The sequence below is a fragment of the Syntrophales bacterium genome (genome assembly GCA_035363115.1).
Taxonomy (GTDB): Bacteria; Desulfobacterota; Syntrophia; order Syntrophales; family PHBD01; genus PHBD01.
Window position 1 is genome coordinate 1 of the sequence record DAOSEM010000007.1, and the last position, 14,773, is coordinate 14,773.

The following is a 14,773-nucleotide window of genomic DNA, read 5'->3' on the forward strand; positions in this document are numbered from 1 at the left end:
GCCGCGAGGAAGGCCTTGGCGATGCCGTCCATGCGCGCCTTGAAATCACTCCAGGTGAGGCGCTCGTCTTCGAAGACCAGGGCCTCGGCCTCCGGTTTCCTTGAGGCCCACTTCTCAACGTAATGCCAGGTCTGTGTAAGGCTTGTCCAAGTCATCTTGATTACCTCCAGTGAAATAACATCGTTTCGAAACGTGGTTTTTAAATAAACAATGTTACGATATGTGTCAATCGATAATATCATAGTTATTCTTTTGCTGAGCCCGATCCATTCCTCCCGATGCCTTTCATGAAGAAATTCTTCCGTATTCCCGTGATGAACGTTGCTGTGACCGCTTTCCCATGGTAGAAAAAGCAACCCTTGAGAAACGCCGTTTCGATCCGGAGCCCCGCCTGTCGGAGCGGAGGTCCGGTCGGAGAGGAAGGATTCATGCTGAAGGTCATCGAGGACGAAGCCACCATCCGGCGCTGCCAGCAGCAGTTCAACCGCAGCTTTCGGGCCGTTGCGGATACCCGGCTGCCTGTCCGGGTGGGACACCCCGGGGCCAGTTTCCGGGCCTCCGTGCACTGGTCGGACGAACTGGGCCTCTGGCTTTATTCCAGGCGGGTCCAGGAGAGGAATCACTGGAATGTCCTGGGGATCGGCAAACCGGTGCCTGAAGGGCGCGTCGCCATCACTTGCGAGATCAACTTCCCCATCCGCGGAATCGACCGGAAGATCGGCGGTGCATTGGCCCGGGACCTGGAGGGAACGGTCTATGTCGTCCACCGGGGACGTCTCGGGGGCAGCCGGAAGGGAATCGGCAAGACCCTGTTCGGGAGCCGCTACCGCGGCGTCTGGGCCCTGATGGAGGACGGCGACGAGCGGGCGACGGTGGCCGTTGTGGGCGTCCTTTTCTCCCCCCGCTTTGTTCGCCAACTCGGTCAGTTTGTCCGCAAGGTGCAGAAAATGAAGGACCTGGCCGCTTCGCGGGACCAGCAGCTCGCCATTGCCTTTCCGGAGGTGGCCTTTCGGGAGGAATTCACCGGGGATGCCTCCCTGCCTGTTCCTGACAGCCTAGCCCGGGTTTGCGACCGGGGCCTGGCCGCCCGGGACCTGGCGGAGGCCCTTCGATCGCTGGGAATCAGGGCAGGAAACGGGGACGGGCGGGATTGCTTCGCCGTGGACCGCCAGGGTCGCATGACCATCCTGTTCAGGGTCCTGGCGGGCATCCGGGAGGATGAGATCTTAGGAGGGGCGGCGGGACTCCTGGTGGACCGCGTTTCCATGGCGGAAAAACCCCGCCTGGCCCTGGCTGTTCCGGACGTCCTGCCGGCGGCCCTGGAGGAGTCCCTGAAAGCACTCGGACTGGAGATCCTGCCCTATGCCTGGGACGGGGACCGCGCGGTCTTTCCAGACTTGAAGGTGCTGGTCCGGGGGGCCGCGACGGCATGACTTCCCGGTGATCCCCTGTGCTCCGCATTCCGAATGGAAGCGTCCTCCCCTCACATTTTAACGGGATCGCAGGCATCCCCGTTGATCGAGGAGCAGACTGTGCGGGAAACTCCCAATCTGTTCGAGTCCCACCCCCCATCAGGCGGCCTTTTCCGTTTTGCCCATCGCGGAGCCTCCGGCCGGGCCCCGGAGAACACCCTGCGGGCGGTCGGGGAGGCCATCGCCCTGGGGGCGGAAGGCATCGAGATCGACGTGTATGCCGTCGAGGGGGAACTGGTCGTGATCCACGATTCCCGCCTGGAGCGGACCACGAACGGACGGGGCCGGGTCATGGCCTCCTCCCTTGCCTGCCTGCGCTCCCTCGATGCCGGGCAGGGGGAACGCATTCCGTTTCTCCGCGAGGTCCTGGACCTGGTGGACCGGCGGGTCGCGGTCAATGTCGAACTGAAGGGACCCGGCACGGCCGGCCCGGCGGCGGCCCTGGTGGAGAGGTATGTAAGGGACCGGGGATGGCACCACGGGAGCATCCTTTTTTCTTCCTTTCTGCGTCGCGAGCTTGCCGTTGCCAGGAAGGAGGCGCCCCGGATTCCACGGGGACTCCTGACGCGCTCTCCCATTCTCCCGTCGAAGCGGCTCCTGGCGGAACTGGCCCCGTTTTCCATCCATATCCGCCTGGACCGGGTCCGTTCCCGTTTCGTGGACGGGGCGCACCGGCGGGGCCTGAAGGTGTTCGTCTACACCGTCAACCGGGAGGAGGACTTCCAATCCCTGATGGACATGGGCGTCGACGGCGTCTTCACCGACTTCCCGGAACCGGAAACGGAATGATGAAGTGGGCCGACCAGGAGAGCTGCTCACCCGACGCCGTCGGGATTGACACCTCCCTCGGGGTAATGCTATCCAATGCCCGGCATTTCCCATCCCCATTCCGATGCGAGGTACACCCATGAATCATGCCGATTTCTACAAGGCCGTCCGGATCACCGACCGGGTCTGGTGGGTCGGGGCGATCGACTGGAACATCCGGGATTTCCACGGCTACACGACCCGCCGGGGAAGCACCTACAACGCCTACCTGGTGATGGCCGACAAGATCACCCTGATGGACACGGTGAAGGCCCCGTTCCGGGAGGAGATGCTCTCCCGCATCGCCTCCGTCGTGGACCCGAAGGAAATCCGCTACATCGTCTCCAACCACTCGGAGATGGACCACTCGGGCTGCCTGCCGGAGATCATCGAGATGATCCGGCCGGAGAAGGTCTTTGCATCCCCCATGGGGGTGAAGACCCTGCAGGAGCTTTTCCACCGTCCGGCGGAGATTGTTCCGCTGAAGGACGGCAGCCGCCTCAGCCTTGGCAACGCGACCCTGGACTTCATGGAGACGCGGATGCTTCACTGGCCCGACAGCATGTTCAGCTATCTCCAGGAGGACAGGCTGCTCTTTTCCCAGGACGGCTTCGGCATGCACCTGGCCACGTCGGAGCGGTTCGACGACGAGATCGACCCGGCCATCCTCGAGTTCGAAGCGGCCACGTACTATGCCAACATCCTCCTGCCGTATTCTCCGCTCGTCCTGAAGCTCCTGGAGAGGGTCGCCGCCTCGGGCCTGGCCATCGAGACCATCGCCCCGGACCACGGACCCATCTGGCGGAAGGACCTCGCGGGAATCCTCGCCCGCTACGGCCGTTGGGCCGCCCAGAGGCCGACGGACAAGGCCGTCGTGGTCTATGCCACCATGTGGAAGAGCACCGAGAAGATGTCCCGGGCCATGGCCGAGGGCCTGGCCGAAGGAGGGCTCCGGGTGAAGCTCATGAACATGGACGAGGTCCACCGGAGCGACGTGGTTTACGAGACCCTGGAGGCGGGGGCCCTCTGCGCCGGATCCCCCACCCTGAACAACAACCTGCTTCCCCAGATGGCCGACGTCCTGACGTACCTGAAGGGACTGCGGCCGGCCAACCTGCTGGGGTGCGCCTTCGGCTCCTATGGCTGGAGCGGCGAATCGGCGAAACAGGTCCAGGAGTACCTGGAAGACACGAAGGTGAAGATCGTCGGCGAGGCCATCCGGGCCAAGCACGTCCCGGACCGGGACACGCTGGCCCGCTGCTGCGAGCAGGGGCGCCAGGTGGCCGCGGCTGTGAAGGACATCGTTTCCCGGGGATGAAAACAAGGCAACCGTGGAGGACAGCATGAAAAAATATGTTTGCGACGTGTGCGGCTATGTGTACGACCCGGCGAAGGGGGACCCCGATGCCGGCATCGCGCCTGGAACGGCCTTTGAAGACCTGCCCGAAGACTGGGTCTGCCCCATCTGCGGTTCCGGCAAGGACTCTTTCGTACCGGAGGAATAGGGAGGCCCGATGAGCAAGATCATGGAGATCCTTCACCAGGCCTATACCGGTGAGGCCAAGGCAGTCCTGCGGCTGAAGGTGTACGCCGACAAGGCCGAAAAGGAGGGCTATCCCCAGATGGCCAGGCTGTTCCGGGCCATCGCCCTGTCGGAGGAGGTTCACGGAACCCGGGCGCTCAGGCTCCTCAAGGAGATCAAGAGCACCGAGGAGAACCTGGCGGCGAGTTTCGAGTCGGAGACGAAGGTGGCTGGCGTGGCCTACGACAACTTCATCAAAATCGCCAACGAAGAGGGAAACCGCGGCGCCGCCCTGCACTTCAGCCAGAGCCGGGACGTCGAGGAGGTACACGCGAAGCTGTACAAGGAGGCCATGGGCCACTTCATGGAAGAGCGGGAGACGACCTATCACGTCTGTACGATCTGCGGCTATGTCTCCGACGGCGTCCTCCCGGACAGATGTCCCGTCTGTTCCGCCAAGCCGGAGTACTTTACCCAGGTGTGACGACGGCCCGAACAGGCCCGGCCGTCCCGCCGCCCGTCATGCCCCGCCGCCGCGGTTGATAAGGCGCCTGGGCTCATCCCACGCAACCCGCTCGTATTGCCCGCAGTCTCCGTTGCGGGCGAGGCGGGGTTTTCTTTCTACGGGCCCGGCCGGGACCGGGAAGGCCTTGCCATGACAGGAATGTTCATTCGCTGGCTGATCCTCACCGTTGCCGTCCTCGCGGCGGCCTACTTCGTGGAAGGCATCCACGTGGCAAGCTTCTGGTCCGCCTTCTTCGCCGCCGCCGCCCTGGGGATCCTGAACACGATTCTCAAGCCGGTTCTGATCATCGTCACGCTGCCGGTGAACATCCTGACCCTGGGGCTTTTCACCCTGGTCATCAACGCGCTGCTTTTGAAGATGGCCTCGGGGGTGATTCCCGGGTTCGACGTCCAGGGTTTCTGGCCCGCCGTTCTGGGTGCGATCCTGATCAGCATCGTCAGCTGGATCCTCAACTCCTTCTTCTCAGGACCCGGTCCCGGATTCCGCTCCGGCCCGGGAACCCGCCGTTCCGGGAACGGCACCATCGACCTCACGCGCCGGGGAGGCGACCGATGGGAGTAGGGGACCTGACCCCCGCCATGCGCCAGTATGTGGCGCTCAAGGAGAAGTATCCCGACTGCATTCTCTTTTTCCGGATGGGCGACTTCTACGAGATGTTCTTCGACGACGCCGTCACGGCGGCGCCCGTCCTGGACATCGCCCTGACGTCTCGCAACAAGGGGAAGGAGGACGCCGTTCCCCTCTGCGGCGTGCCCTGGCACTCCGCGTCCGGTTACATCGCCCGGCTCATCGAGAACGGGTTCAAGGTCGCCGTCTGCGAACAGATGGAAGATCCCCGGCAGGCGAAGGGGGTCGTGAAGCGGGATGTGGTCCGCGTCGTGACGCCGGGGCTGGTCCTGGAGCCGGACAACCTCCGGGCCAAGGAAAACAACTTTCTCGCCTCCGTCTGTGTCCGCGAGGGGACGTACGGACTGGCTTTCCTGGACATCTCCACCGGCGACTTCCGGGTCACCCGGTTCCGGGACCGGGAGTTCTTCCTGGCCGAGGCGGCGGGCCTGGGATTCCGGGAGCTGATTGCCGGGGAGGAGGACCGGACGGATCCGTGGATCAAGGCTCTCCGGCAGCGGTCAGGGCCGCTGCTCGTGAATTTTCTTCCGTCGGACTACTTTGATGGCGATGCCGCCCGGGAGCGCCTGGATTCCTATTTCCCAAGCGAGTCTCCGGGCAGGGAGGGCCTCGCCGTCGAGCCGGCCCCGGCGGGAGCGGCGGGGGCGCTGCTCCGCTACGTGGAGGAGACCCAGAAGGAGCGCCTGGGGCATCTCCGGGAGATCCAGTTCCAGGATGCCTCGGAATACCTCGTTCTGGACGAGACGGCCCGGGAGAACCTGGAGCTCTTCATGACGATCCGGGAGCAGAAGAAGGCGGGATCTCTCTTTCATGCCCTGGACGAGACGGTCACCCCCATGGGGGGAAGGCGCCTCCGCTGGTGGCTCTCCTATCCCCTGGTGAATCCCCTGCGGATCCGCGAGCGCCTGGAGGCGGTCGATGCGATCCGGGAGCGGAACCTCCTCCGGGACCGCCTCCGCAAGTCCCTGGCGGGGGTGCAGGACCTGGAGCGCCTGGCGGCCCGGGTGTCCATGGGCGTGGCCAATGCCCGGGACCTGGCGGCCCTCCGCTCCTCCCTGGAGCAGGTGCCGGCCGTCCGGGCCGCTGCCGCGGAATGGACCGCGCCGCTGGCGGAGTCCCTGGCGGCGGAGGCGGACGGGCTGGAGGACCTGCGCGACCTCATCGGCAGGGCCATCGTGGACGATCCGCCCTTCACCGTCCGAGAGGGTGGGATCATCCGGGAGGGGTACGATGCCGACCTGGACGGGCTCATCGCCCTGAGTCGCGACGGCAAGCGGGGCATCGCCTCGCTGGAGGAGACGGAGCGGCGGAAGACGGGCATCTCCACGCTGAAGGTGGGCTTCAACAGCGTTTTCGGCTACTACATCGAGGTGACGAAGGCCAACGCCGACCGGGTGCCTCCGGAGTACGTCCGCAAGCAGACCCTGGTGAACGCGGAGCGCTACATCAACCAGGAGCTGAAGGAATACGAGCACTCCGTTCTCCACGCGGAGGAGCGCCGGAGGGAGCGGGAATACGAACTCTTCACGGCGGTGCGCGACGAGGCGGCCCGGCAGGTGCGTCGGATCCAGGCCACCGCCTCGGCCCTGGCCGACCTGGATGCCCTGGCGTCCCTGGCGGAGGTGGCCCAGCGAGACAACTTCTGCCGCCCCGAGGTGGACGACGGGGACGTCATCGACATCCGGGACGGCCGGCATCCAGTGGTCGAAAAGGCGGTCTTTCCCGAGACCTTCGTCCCCAACGACACCCGCCTGGACGGGAGTGAAAACCGCTTCCTCATCATCACGGGGCCCAACATGGCCGGCAAGTCCACCTACATCCGGCAGGTGGCGCTGATCGTGATCCTGGCCCAGATGGGGGGGTTCGTCCCCGCCGCCTCCGCCCGGATCGGGGTGGCCGACCGGATCTTCACGCGCATCGGCGCCGCCGACAACCTGGCCCGGGGTCAGAGCACCTTCATGGTGGAGATGAACGAGGTCGCCGGCATCCTCCGGCACGGCACGCCCCGGAGCCTCGTCATCCTCGACGAAGTGGGCCGCGGGACCAGCACCTTTGACGGCCTGTCCATCGCCTGGGCCGTGGCGGAGCATCTCCACGACGCGCCGAGCCTCCGGTGCCGGACCCTCTTCGCCACGCACTACCACCAGCTCACGGAGATGGCCGCCGCGAAGGAGGGCGTGAAGAACTACAACATCGCCGTCCGGGAGTGGGGAGACCGGATCATCTTCCTCCGGAAGATCATGGAGGGCGGGACGAACCGGAGCTACGGCATCCAGGTGGCCCGCATCGCCGGTGTGCCCGAGGAGGTGATCCTGCGTGCCCGGGAGATCCTGCACAACATCGAGAACGGCGAGTTCGACGAGGGCGGGATGCCCCGCCTCGCCCGGGGAAAGCGGGCGCCCCGGAAGGAGTCGAACCAGCTCAGCCTTTTCGCGGGTGTCCGGGATGACCTCCTGGAGGAAATCCGGGCGGCGGATCCCCTGAACATGACGCCGCTGGAGGCCCTGCAGCGCATCCAGGAGTGGAAGGAGCGCCTGGAAAAGGAGTAGGCGGCTGGATTACCGGAAAAAGTGAAGGCTCCGACTTTCCCCGCACCGGGCCGCCGGCGAGCCCGTCCGTCGCCATGCTGCAAAAGGAATCCATCGCTCCGCCGGGACCGGTTTCCCGGCGCTTGCCGGGATGCCCCCGGGCTTAACAAAAGAAGAAATCATCGTGAGGAGAACGCGTAAAGCCATGACCCACCCGAAACTTGTCGAATGCATGCTGCGCCCCGACTTCTATCCCCACCGGCCGGAGACGGTCGAGCTGGTCCAGACCCACATCTCCTATGTCTTCATCGCCGGCGGCGAGGTCTTCAAGGTGAAGAAGCCCGTGGACTTCGGATTTCTCGATTTCACCACACCGGAGAAGAGAAAATTTTACTGCGGCGAGGAGGTCCGGCTGAACCGGCGGCTGGCGGGTGACACCTACTTAGGCGTGGCGGAGATCCACGAGGGTCTGGACGGCGGCCTGTCTCTTTCCGGGGACGGGCCCGTGGTCGAATACGCCGTCCGGATGCGGCGGCTGCCCCAGGACCGGATGCTCAAAGGGCTGCTCCGGAATGGTGCCGTGGACATCTCCGTCATGGACGACGTGGCGCGAAAGGTTGCCGCGTTTCATGCCGCCGCCGAGACGGGCGGGCGCATCGACGAGGTGGGGGGAATCGACACGATCCGGCACAATCACGACGAGAATTTCGAACAGACGGCGAAGTATCGGGGGGTGACCATCCCGGTCCACCAGTGGACCTTCATCCGGGACTATGTCGCCTTTTTCATGGATCGGAACCGGGACCTGCTGCTCCGCCGGGTGTCGGAGCACCGGATCCGGGACTGCCACGGGGACCTGCACCTGGAGCACATCTGCCTGGCGGGGGAGATCGTCATCTTCGACTGCATCGAATTCAACGAGCGCTTCCGCTTCGAGGACACCGCGGCCGAGGCCGCCTTCCTCGCCATGGACCTGGACTACAACGGCTACCCGCCGTGGGCGGATGCCTTCGTGCAGGCCTATATCCGCCATTCCGGAGATGGTGACGTACGGAGGCTTCTCAATTTCTACAAATGCTACTACGCCTTTGTCCGGGGGAAGGTGGTCAGCTTCCGCCTCGACGACCCGGCCATCGGCGAGGAGGGACGCCGGGATGCCCGGGAGATGGCGGAGAAATACTTCGACTGGGCCTATACGTACGCCGCTCGACCGGAACGCCCCATGCTGATCCTGACGGCGGGGCTCATGGGGACAGGCAAGAGCGTTGTGGCAAGGCAGGTTGCTCCCCGCCTGGACGCGGTCGTCATTCAGATGGACGCCCTGCGCAAGGAGCTGGCGGGACTCAAGCCGGAGGAAAAGCGTCCCGAGGCTTTCGGCGCGGGCCTCTATTCGGAAGAGGTCTCGCGCAGGACGTATGAGGCCGCCCTGGACCGCGCTGCGGCGGCGATCCGGTCGGGCCGGTCGGCCGTCATCGACGGCTCCTACAAGAAGCGGGAGGAGCGCCTGCGGGCGCTGGAGGCGGCCCGGAACCTGGGAGCGGATTTTATCGTTCTGGAGTGCCGATGCGATGAAGAGAAGGTGCGGCAAAGGCTTGAGTCTCGGCAATTGGAGGCGGGCGAGCCCTCCGACGGGCGCTGGGAGATTTTCCGGCAACAGCAGGCGGACTACGACGCCGTCTCCGAACTGCCGAAGGAGTGCCACGGCATCGTGGAGACGGATGTCTCCCCGGCGGAGGCGGCCGACCGCGCGCTGCGCCGCCTTCGTTTCCCGGAGGAGTGAAGCCGGATCCGGGCGTGATAAGCGAGTGGTCCGTCCGCTTGACTGCGGCATGCCCGGCCGGCCCTCATGAAAAAGACATAAAAAAAGGAGCCTCTCGGGCTCCTTTCTGCATTTCTGCCGGCGGCCTGTCCCATGCAGCCGTTTCAGCCGCTTTGCTTTTCCTTGTTGTTCCGGTTCTGGTCCCCGTTCTTTGCCTTGTCTTTTTTCTCCTCTTTTTCTCTCTCTTTTGCTTCCTTAAGCCGCTTCTTTTCCTTTTCCTTCTGCTCCTCGATCTCCTGTGCCGCGGCGAGCTTTTTCGTCTCGGCGAGGTACCAGTTGAGCTTGTAGTCCAGCCCGAGGCCCGGATACTCCTTGGCAATGCCCTCAAACCGCCTCAGGGCGGCCTTGTATTTCTTCGTCCGGTAATAAAACTGGCCGACGTAAAACTCGTGTTCCGCCAGTTGCTGTTTGGCTTCCCGAAGCCGCTTTTCCGCCAGGAATGCAAATTTGCTGTTGGGGAACCGGGCGATGAGCCGTTCGAAGTCCTTTCTCGCCCTCAAGGCCTCCGACTGGTCCCGGTCGATGGTCGGCATCTGGTTGAAGTGGCACATTCCGATCTGGTACAGGACGTAGGGAATGTTCTCGTTGGTGGGATGCAGGTTGTAGAAGTCTGCGTAGGCCACCTCCGCCTCTGCATAGGACTTGTCGCTGAAGTGGGCGTCGGCGATGCCCATTTCGGCCAGAATGGCCAAGGGGCTCAGGGGGTAGACCTCCTTGAGCCGCTGGAACGATTCTATGGCCTTCTTGTAGCGGCCCTCCTGGTAGTCCTCGTACCCCCGGGCGTAGATTGCGTCCGGAGTGGAGCGGCTCATGTCCCTCTTTGTAAAGAGGCCTTTCACCCATCCGCAGCCCGTCGTCATGAAAATCAGGACGATCAGGATCAGCAGGACAGCCTGTCGTTTTCTCACATTATGCATCACAGCCCCTTCTTCACGAAGGTTTCCACCTTGTCCTTCGGCGCCAGCCCGATCAGGGTATCCAATACTTTCCCGTCCTTGAACAGGAGCAGCGTGGGAATGCTGCGGATCCCGTAAGTGGCGGATATCCTGGGGTTGTCATCCACGTTGACCTTGGCGAACCGGATCCGGTCCCCGTACGCCGCCGCGACTTCCTCCACAATCGGCCCGAGGGCCTTGCAGGGGCCGCACCAGGGCGCCCAGAAATCAACCAGGGCCGGCCTGTCGGCATGCAGGATTTCCTGATCGAAGTTATCGTCGCCGGCTTCGAAAAGTTTTCCTTCCGCCATGGCGTATCCTCCCTGTTTTTTCTGTGCCTATGGCATACAAAGAAAGAGGCTGTCAATCCCTTTGCCGCCGCACCGCGCGCGCATCGGGCATCCGTAAAGGATTCCTTGCCGGACAGGGCATTTCTGGGGTAATATCAACCTGCTTGGCCATTCTTCATCTGGAGGGAACGTCGTGCCGCCCCTGGGAATCATCTCCGGCCCCATGCTCCTCAAAAGCCATGTCCTGGGAAGGTTGAAGCCGAACATGGTGGAAACGCCCTTTGGACCCGCCATGGTCCTTCTCTCCGAAGACATCGCCTTTCTCCCCCGCCACGGCCTGGACGGGGAGCCCTACATCCTTCCCCACCGGATCAACCATGCGGCCAACATGGCCGCCCTCCGGGACCTGGGGGTCCGTCAGGTCGTATCGGCCAATTCCACGGGATCGCTGAAAGCGGCCTTTCCGCCGGGGACCCTGGTCGTACCGGACGATTACATCATGCTGGCCGCCTCACCGACGGTGTTCCACGACCGGCCGGTCCATGTGACCCCGGGGCTGTCGGAGGATCTCCGGGAAGAGCTGCTGTCGGCCGCGGCGGAGTGCGGCCTGGCCGCGATCGGTGGCGGCGTGTACTGGCATTCAACGGGTCCGAGGCTGGAGACGAAAGCGGAAGTCCGCATGGCATCCGCCTTCGCCGACATCGTCGGGATGACCCTGGGCGGGGAGGCTTCCGTGGCGAAGGAGCTGGGCCTCGATTACGCATCCCTCTGTTCCGTCGACAATTTCGCCCACGGGATCGGGGAAAAACCCCTGACCATGAAGGCAATCAGCCGATGCGCCCGGGAGAACGCCGAGGCCGTCGTGCGAATCGTCAAGAGGCTGCTGGAGAAAAGGAGGGGAAACGCATGAAATTTTCGAAGAAGGGCGACGGTGGGGAGACGAGTCTCCTGGGAGGACAGAGGGTGCCCAAATACGATCCCCGGCCGGAGACGTACGGAGTTCTCGACGAGGCCAGCTCCGTCATGGGGGTTGCACGGGCGATGACGGGGAACGTGAAAATCAAGGACATTCTGCTGGATGTCCAAAAAGACCTCCTCGTTCTGGGGGCGGAGTTGTCGGCCCTTCCGGAAGACCTGCCGAAGCTGTCCCGCCGCATCGGCCCGCAGGATGCGAAACGGCTGGAGGACCTCATCGACGAACTCCAGAAGGATGTGACGCTGGGAAGGGAATTCATCTATCCGGGGAAAACGGTCGTCTCCGCCCAGATCGACGTGGCCCGCACGGTCATCCGGCGAGCGGAGCGGAAGGCCGCCCTGCTCAAGGCGGAGGGTCTCGTGAAGAACGATGCCGTCCATGAATACATGAACCGGCTCGCGGACATGCTTTTCACGCTGGCTCGCTACGAGGAGCAGAACGGATAAGGCTGCCCCCGTCGGCTGGTGACCGGTGCCGGCCGGTGGTACAAGACTGCATTGGAAAGAGAAACCAACGATCGTGAAACGTGCAGCAGGACATCTAGTTCTCGGGCTGGTTCTCCTGGCCGGCCTGGCCCTCGCCGGAGTCCACAGCATCCTGCTTTCCAGCGCCATCGCCGAAGGGTTCTCCGTCGCCATTGCCTGCACGGTGTTCGCCATTGCCTGGAATGCCCGGCGGGTCCTGGACAATCATTTCTTCCTTCTCGTCGCCGTCTCTCTTCTGTCCGCGGCCGTCCTTGATTTCGTTCACATGCTTTCCCATCCGGGAATGGGCGTCTTCCCGGAGCATGGCGCCAATCTGCAGGTTCAGCTCTGGATCGCCGCCCGCTTCCTGGAGGGCCTGACGTTCGCGGTGGCTCCCGCCTTCGTCGGCCGCCGTCTTCCCGCCTGGGAGTCCCTTTTTCTTTACCTGCTGGTTACGGTCGCAGTCCTTTTCGCGGTCTTTACGCCCGGGGCCTTTCCGGAATGCGTCCGTGAAGGGTCCGGACCGACCCTCTTCCGGATCGCCGGAGGGTATGCCGTCGGTGGAACCCTTGCCGTTGCGGCGATTCTCCTTTTCCGGGTCCGGACGGCCTTTGACGGGATCGTATATCGACTGGTGATGGCCGCCATCCTGATCAAGGCGGTTCAGGAGACGGCGTTCGTTTTCGTCTCCGGCGTGTCCGGATACGCAGGCGTTCTGCAGCATTTCCTGAACATCGTTGCCTTGTGGCTGGTCTACCTGGCATTGATCGATACGGGGCTCAGGCGCCCCTATGACTTGCTGTTCCGCAGCCTCAAGGAAAGCGAGAAAGCCCTTCGCGGCTCGGAAGAGCAGTTCCGGAGACTGGCGGAGGAATCCATTGTCGGGGTTCTCGTCCTGCAGGACAACCGGATTCGCTACGCCAACCACCGCCTCATCGAGATGTTCGGCTATTTGCCGGAGGAGGTCATCAACCGCATGTCTCCGGCCGAAATCATCGTTCCCGAAGACCTTCCCATTCTGGAGGAGAACCTGCGGCGGCGCGTGGCCGGAGACAGAAATGTGATCCACACCCCCTACCGGGCGGTGCACAAGGACGGATCGGTGCTGAATGTGGAGGTCCACTCGGTCATGATCACCTATCAGGGAAGGGTGGCCATCATGGGAACCGTAATCGATGTGACGAATCACATCCGGGCCCAGGAGGCGGTCCGTTACATGGCCTACCACGATTCCCTGACGGGGCTGCCGAACCGTTCCCTGCTGCAGGACCGCGTCGATACGGCCCTTGCGGCCGCCAGCCGCGCAAACCGCCACGCGGCGCTGATGGTTCTCGACCTGGATCGCTTCAAGGAAGTGAACGACACCCTTGGACATGCCCTGGGAGATCAACTTCTGGTGGAGGTGTCGGGAAGACTCCGCCAGGCGGTTCGGGAAAGCGATACGGTGGCCCGTCTCGGAGGGGACGAGTTTGTGGTCTTTCTGCCGGAAATCCGGAAGGAGAAGGCGGCTCTCGTGGTGGCCGAAAAGATCGTCGAGTCTCTGGGGATGGATTTTGTCCTGGAAGGGCATCCTGTCCATACCTCTGCAAGCGTCGGGATCGCCCGTTTCCCGGAGGACGGAAAGGACGGCAGGACCCTGCTCAGGAAGGCCGACGAGGCGATGTACCGGGCAAAGGAAGCAGGCGGCAACCGGTATGAACAGGTCTCGACCTTTCAGGAGCCGGATGCAGGGAATCCGCCGGAGGAGATGCGGGATCTCCGGGCGGATTCTCTCTGACGGCGGGTCGGGGTGTGTCCGGACGCAGCGAGGTGCTCAGAAAGCACCGAGCTGGCAGGGCTTGATCTTGATCTTCAGGGTCTCGCAGATGGCGGCCACTTCCATCTTCGGGACGGCAAACCGGCGGGCGATTTCCCAGGAGTCGATGCAGGGCAGGCGCTCGTCGTGGAGGGCCGCCCGGATGGCCCTCTCGATGTCCGGCGGGGCCGCGAGGGCGGCATTCACAATCCTGCCCTGGGGATACCCAAAGAGACCGAGCTGGCACCGGGTGAGCTGGATGTTCAGCAGGTCCAGGTGCATACCGATCGTGGCCATGTCCTTCCGGAGATAATCCGCCATCTTAGCCGCGGCGGCGCAGGAGAGGGTTCCCTTCTCGGATGCGTTTCGCAGCGCCTCGGCGATTTCCGGGTCCGGTTCGGCATTCGGGTGCTTGTCTTTGAAGGAACTCTTGTTCTCGTGCTTCATGTCTCTCCCCCTGTTCTGCCCGACTGCTTGAGTGTGTGGGGCCGCGGTGAAAAATTCTTACCGTTGCTTTCCGTGTTCTCCTGCCGGTGACGGAAAGCCTGTCGTCAGTACTTCATGTAGTGAAACGGTTCAATGGCCGACAGGGCCTCCGTGTCCAGTGTCCGGAATCCGTTCTTTTCAACCAGTTTTTCTGCCTTGTCCATCTGGTCCACGTCCACCACGAACACGGCCTTTTCCCGGCTTTCCAGGACGAAGCCGTAGGCGTTGTTCACGTTGACGCCTTCCTTGAAGAGAAGCTGGGTGAGCCGGTCCAGCCCGCCGGGCCTGTCGTCGATAAGGATCGCCAGGACGGGCCTCAGTTTCACCATCATCCCTGCTTTGGTCAGGGCGGCCTGGGCCTCCTTGGGATCGTCCACGATCAGGTTGATGACGCCGAAGGTGTCCGTCGTGGCGATCGTGGTCGCCCGGATGCTGATCTTTGCCTTGGCCAGGACGGAGGTGACGGCGGCAAGCTTGCCGGGCTTGTTCTCCGCGAAAATGGAAAGCTGATGTGCGATCATGAAAA

At 63.4% G+C, this 14,773-nt stretch carries 15 protein-coding genes; 11 read left to right on the forward strand and 4 right to left on the reverse strand.

Annotated features, from left to right (window positions below; genetic code table 11):
* Positions 1 to 428: 428 nt before the first annotated feature.
* From PLO63_12970 to PLO63_13005, 8 genes are all read left to right on the forward strand, one after another.
* The gene (locus PLO63_12970) at positions 429 to 1,433 is read left to right on the forward strand and encodes a hypothetical protein (GenBank protein HOI75049.1); all 1,005 of its coding nucleotides are present in this window, start codon (positions 429 to 431) and stop codon (positions 1,431 to 1,433) included.
* 99 nt (positions 1,434 to 1,532) lie between these two features.
* Entirely contained in the window at positions 1,533 to 2,261 is a 729-nt protein-coding gene (locus tag PLO63_12975; protein HOI75050.1) for a glycerophosphodiester phosphodiesterase family protein, read from the forward strand.
* Between the two features lie 118 nt (positions 2,262 to 2,379).
* The gene (locus tag PLO63_12980; GenBank protein ID HOI75051.1) at positions 2,380 to 3,597 is read left to right on the forward strand and encodes a flavodoxin domain-containing protein; all 1,218 of its coding nucleotides are present in this window, start codon (positions 2,380 to 2,382) and stop codon (positions 3,595 to 3,597) included.
* Between the two features lie 25 nt (positions 3,598 to 3,622).
* Positions 3,623 to 3,784, forward strand: a complete 162-nt coding sequence (locus PLO63_12985) for a rubredoxin (protein ID HOI75052.1) — start codon at positions 3,623 to 3,625, stop codon at positions 3,782 to 3,784.
* A gap of 9 nt (positions 3,785 to 3,793) precedes the next feature.
* Entirely contained in the window at positions 3,794 to 4,285 is a 492-nt protein-coding gene (locus PLO63_12990; protein ID HOI75053.1) for a rubrerythrin family protein, read from the forward strand.
* A 171-nt stretch (positions 4,286 to 4,456) separates the two neighbouring features.
* A complete protein-coding gene (locus PLO63_12995; GenBank protein ID HOI75054.1) occupies positions 4,457 to 4,888 on the forward strand; it encodes a phage holin family protein in 432 nt (143 codons plus the stop codon).
* The gene (mutS, locus tag PLO63_13000; GenBank protein HOI75055.1) at positions 4,879 to 7,503 is read left to right on the forward strand and encodes a DNA mismatch repair protein MutS; all 2,625 of its coding nucleotides are present in this window, start codon (positions 4,879 to 4,881) and stop codon (positions 7,501 to 7,503) included. Before PLO63_12995 ends, mutS begins: the two co-directional genes overlap by 10 nt.
* A 184-nt stretch (positions 7,504 to 7,687) precedes the next feature.
* Positions 7,688 to 9,262: an AAA family ATPase gene (locus PLO63_13005; protein ID HOI75056.1), complete on the forward strand. Its 1,575-nt coding sequence runs from the start codon at positions 7,688 to 7,690 to the stop codon at positions 9,260 to 9,262.
* A 143-nt stretch (positions 9,263 to 9,405) separates the two neighbouring features.
* Here PLO63_13005 and PLO63_13010 read toward each other — a convergent pair whose 3' ends face one another.
* The gene (locus PLO63_13010; GenBank protein HOI75057.1) at positions 9,406 to 10,218 is read right to left on the reverse strand and encodes an outer membrane protein assembly factor BamD; all 813 of its coding nucleotides are present in this window, start codon (positions 10,216 to 10,218) and stop codon (positions 9,406 to 9,408) included.
* Positions 10,218 to 10,547: a thioredoxin gene (gene trxA, locus PLO63_13015; GenBank protein HOI75058.1), complete on the reverse strand. Its 330-nt coding sequence runs from the start codon at positions 10,545 to 10,547 to the stop codon at positions 10,218 to 10,220. The genes PLO63_13010 and trxA overlap by 1 nt, the downstream gene beginning before the upstream one ends.
* Before the next feature lie 172 nt (positions 10,548 to 10,719).
* Here trxA and PLO63_13020 point away from each other — a divergent pair, with 172 nt between their 5' ends.
* From PLO63_13020 to PLO63_13030, 3 genes are all read left to right on the forward strand, one after another.
* Positions 10,720 to 11,436 (forward strand): MTAP family purine nucleoside phosphorylase, encoded by a 717-nt coding sequence (locus PLO63_13020; GenBank protein HOI75059.1) that lies wholly within the window; start codon positions 10,720 to 10,722, stop codon positions 11,434 to 11,436.
* Complete coding sequence (locus tag PLO63_13025; protein HOI75060.1) at positions 11,433 to 11,948, forward strand: cob(I)yrinic acid a,c-diamide adenosyltransferase; 516 nt, start codon at positions 11,433 to 11,435, stop codon at positions 11,946 to 11,948. The genes PLO63_13020 and PLO63_13025 overlap by 4 nt, the downstream gene beginning before the upstream one ends.
* 73 nt (positions 11,949 to 12,021) lie before the next feature.
* On the forward strand, positions 12,022 to 13,743 hold the full coding sequence (locus PLO63_13030; protein ID HOI75061.1) for an MASE3 domain-containing protein: 1,722 nt from the start codon (positions 12,022 to 12,024) through the stop codon (positions 13,741 to 13,743).
* A 36-nt stretch (positions 13,744 to 13,779) separates the two neighbouring features.
* Here PLO63_13030 and PLO63_13035 read toward each other — a convergent pair whose 3' ends face one another.
* Entirely contained in the window at positions 13,780 to 14,208 is a 429-nt protein-coding gene (locus PLO63_13035) for a hypothetical protein (protein ID HOI75062.1), read from the reverse strand.
* A gap of 104 nt (positions 14,209 to 14,312) precedes the next feature.
* Positions 14,313 to 14,768 carry an ACT domain-containing protein gene (locus tag PLO63_13040; protein ID HOI75063.1) on the reverse strand — a complete coding sequence of 152 codons (456 nt, stop codon included), beginning with the start codon at positions 14,766 to 14,768 and terminating at the stop codon, positions 14,313 to 14,315.
* Positions 14,769 to 14,773: the final 5 nt, after the last annotated feature.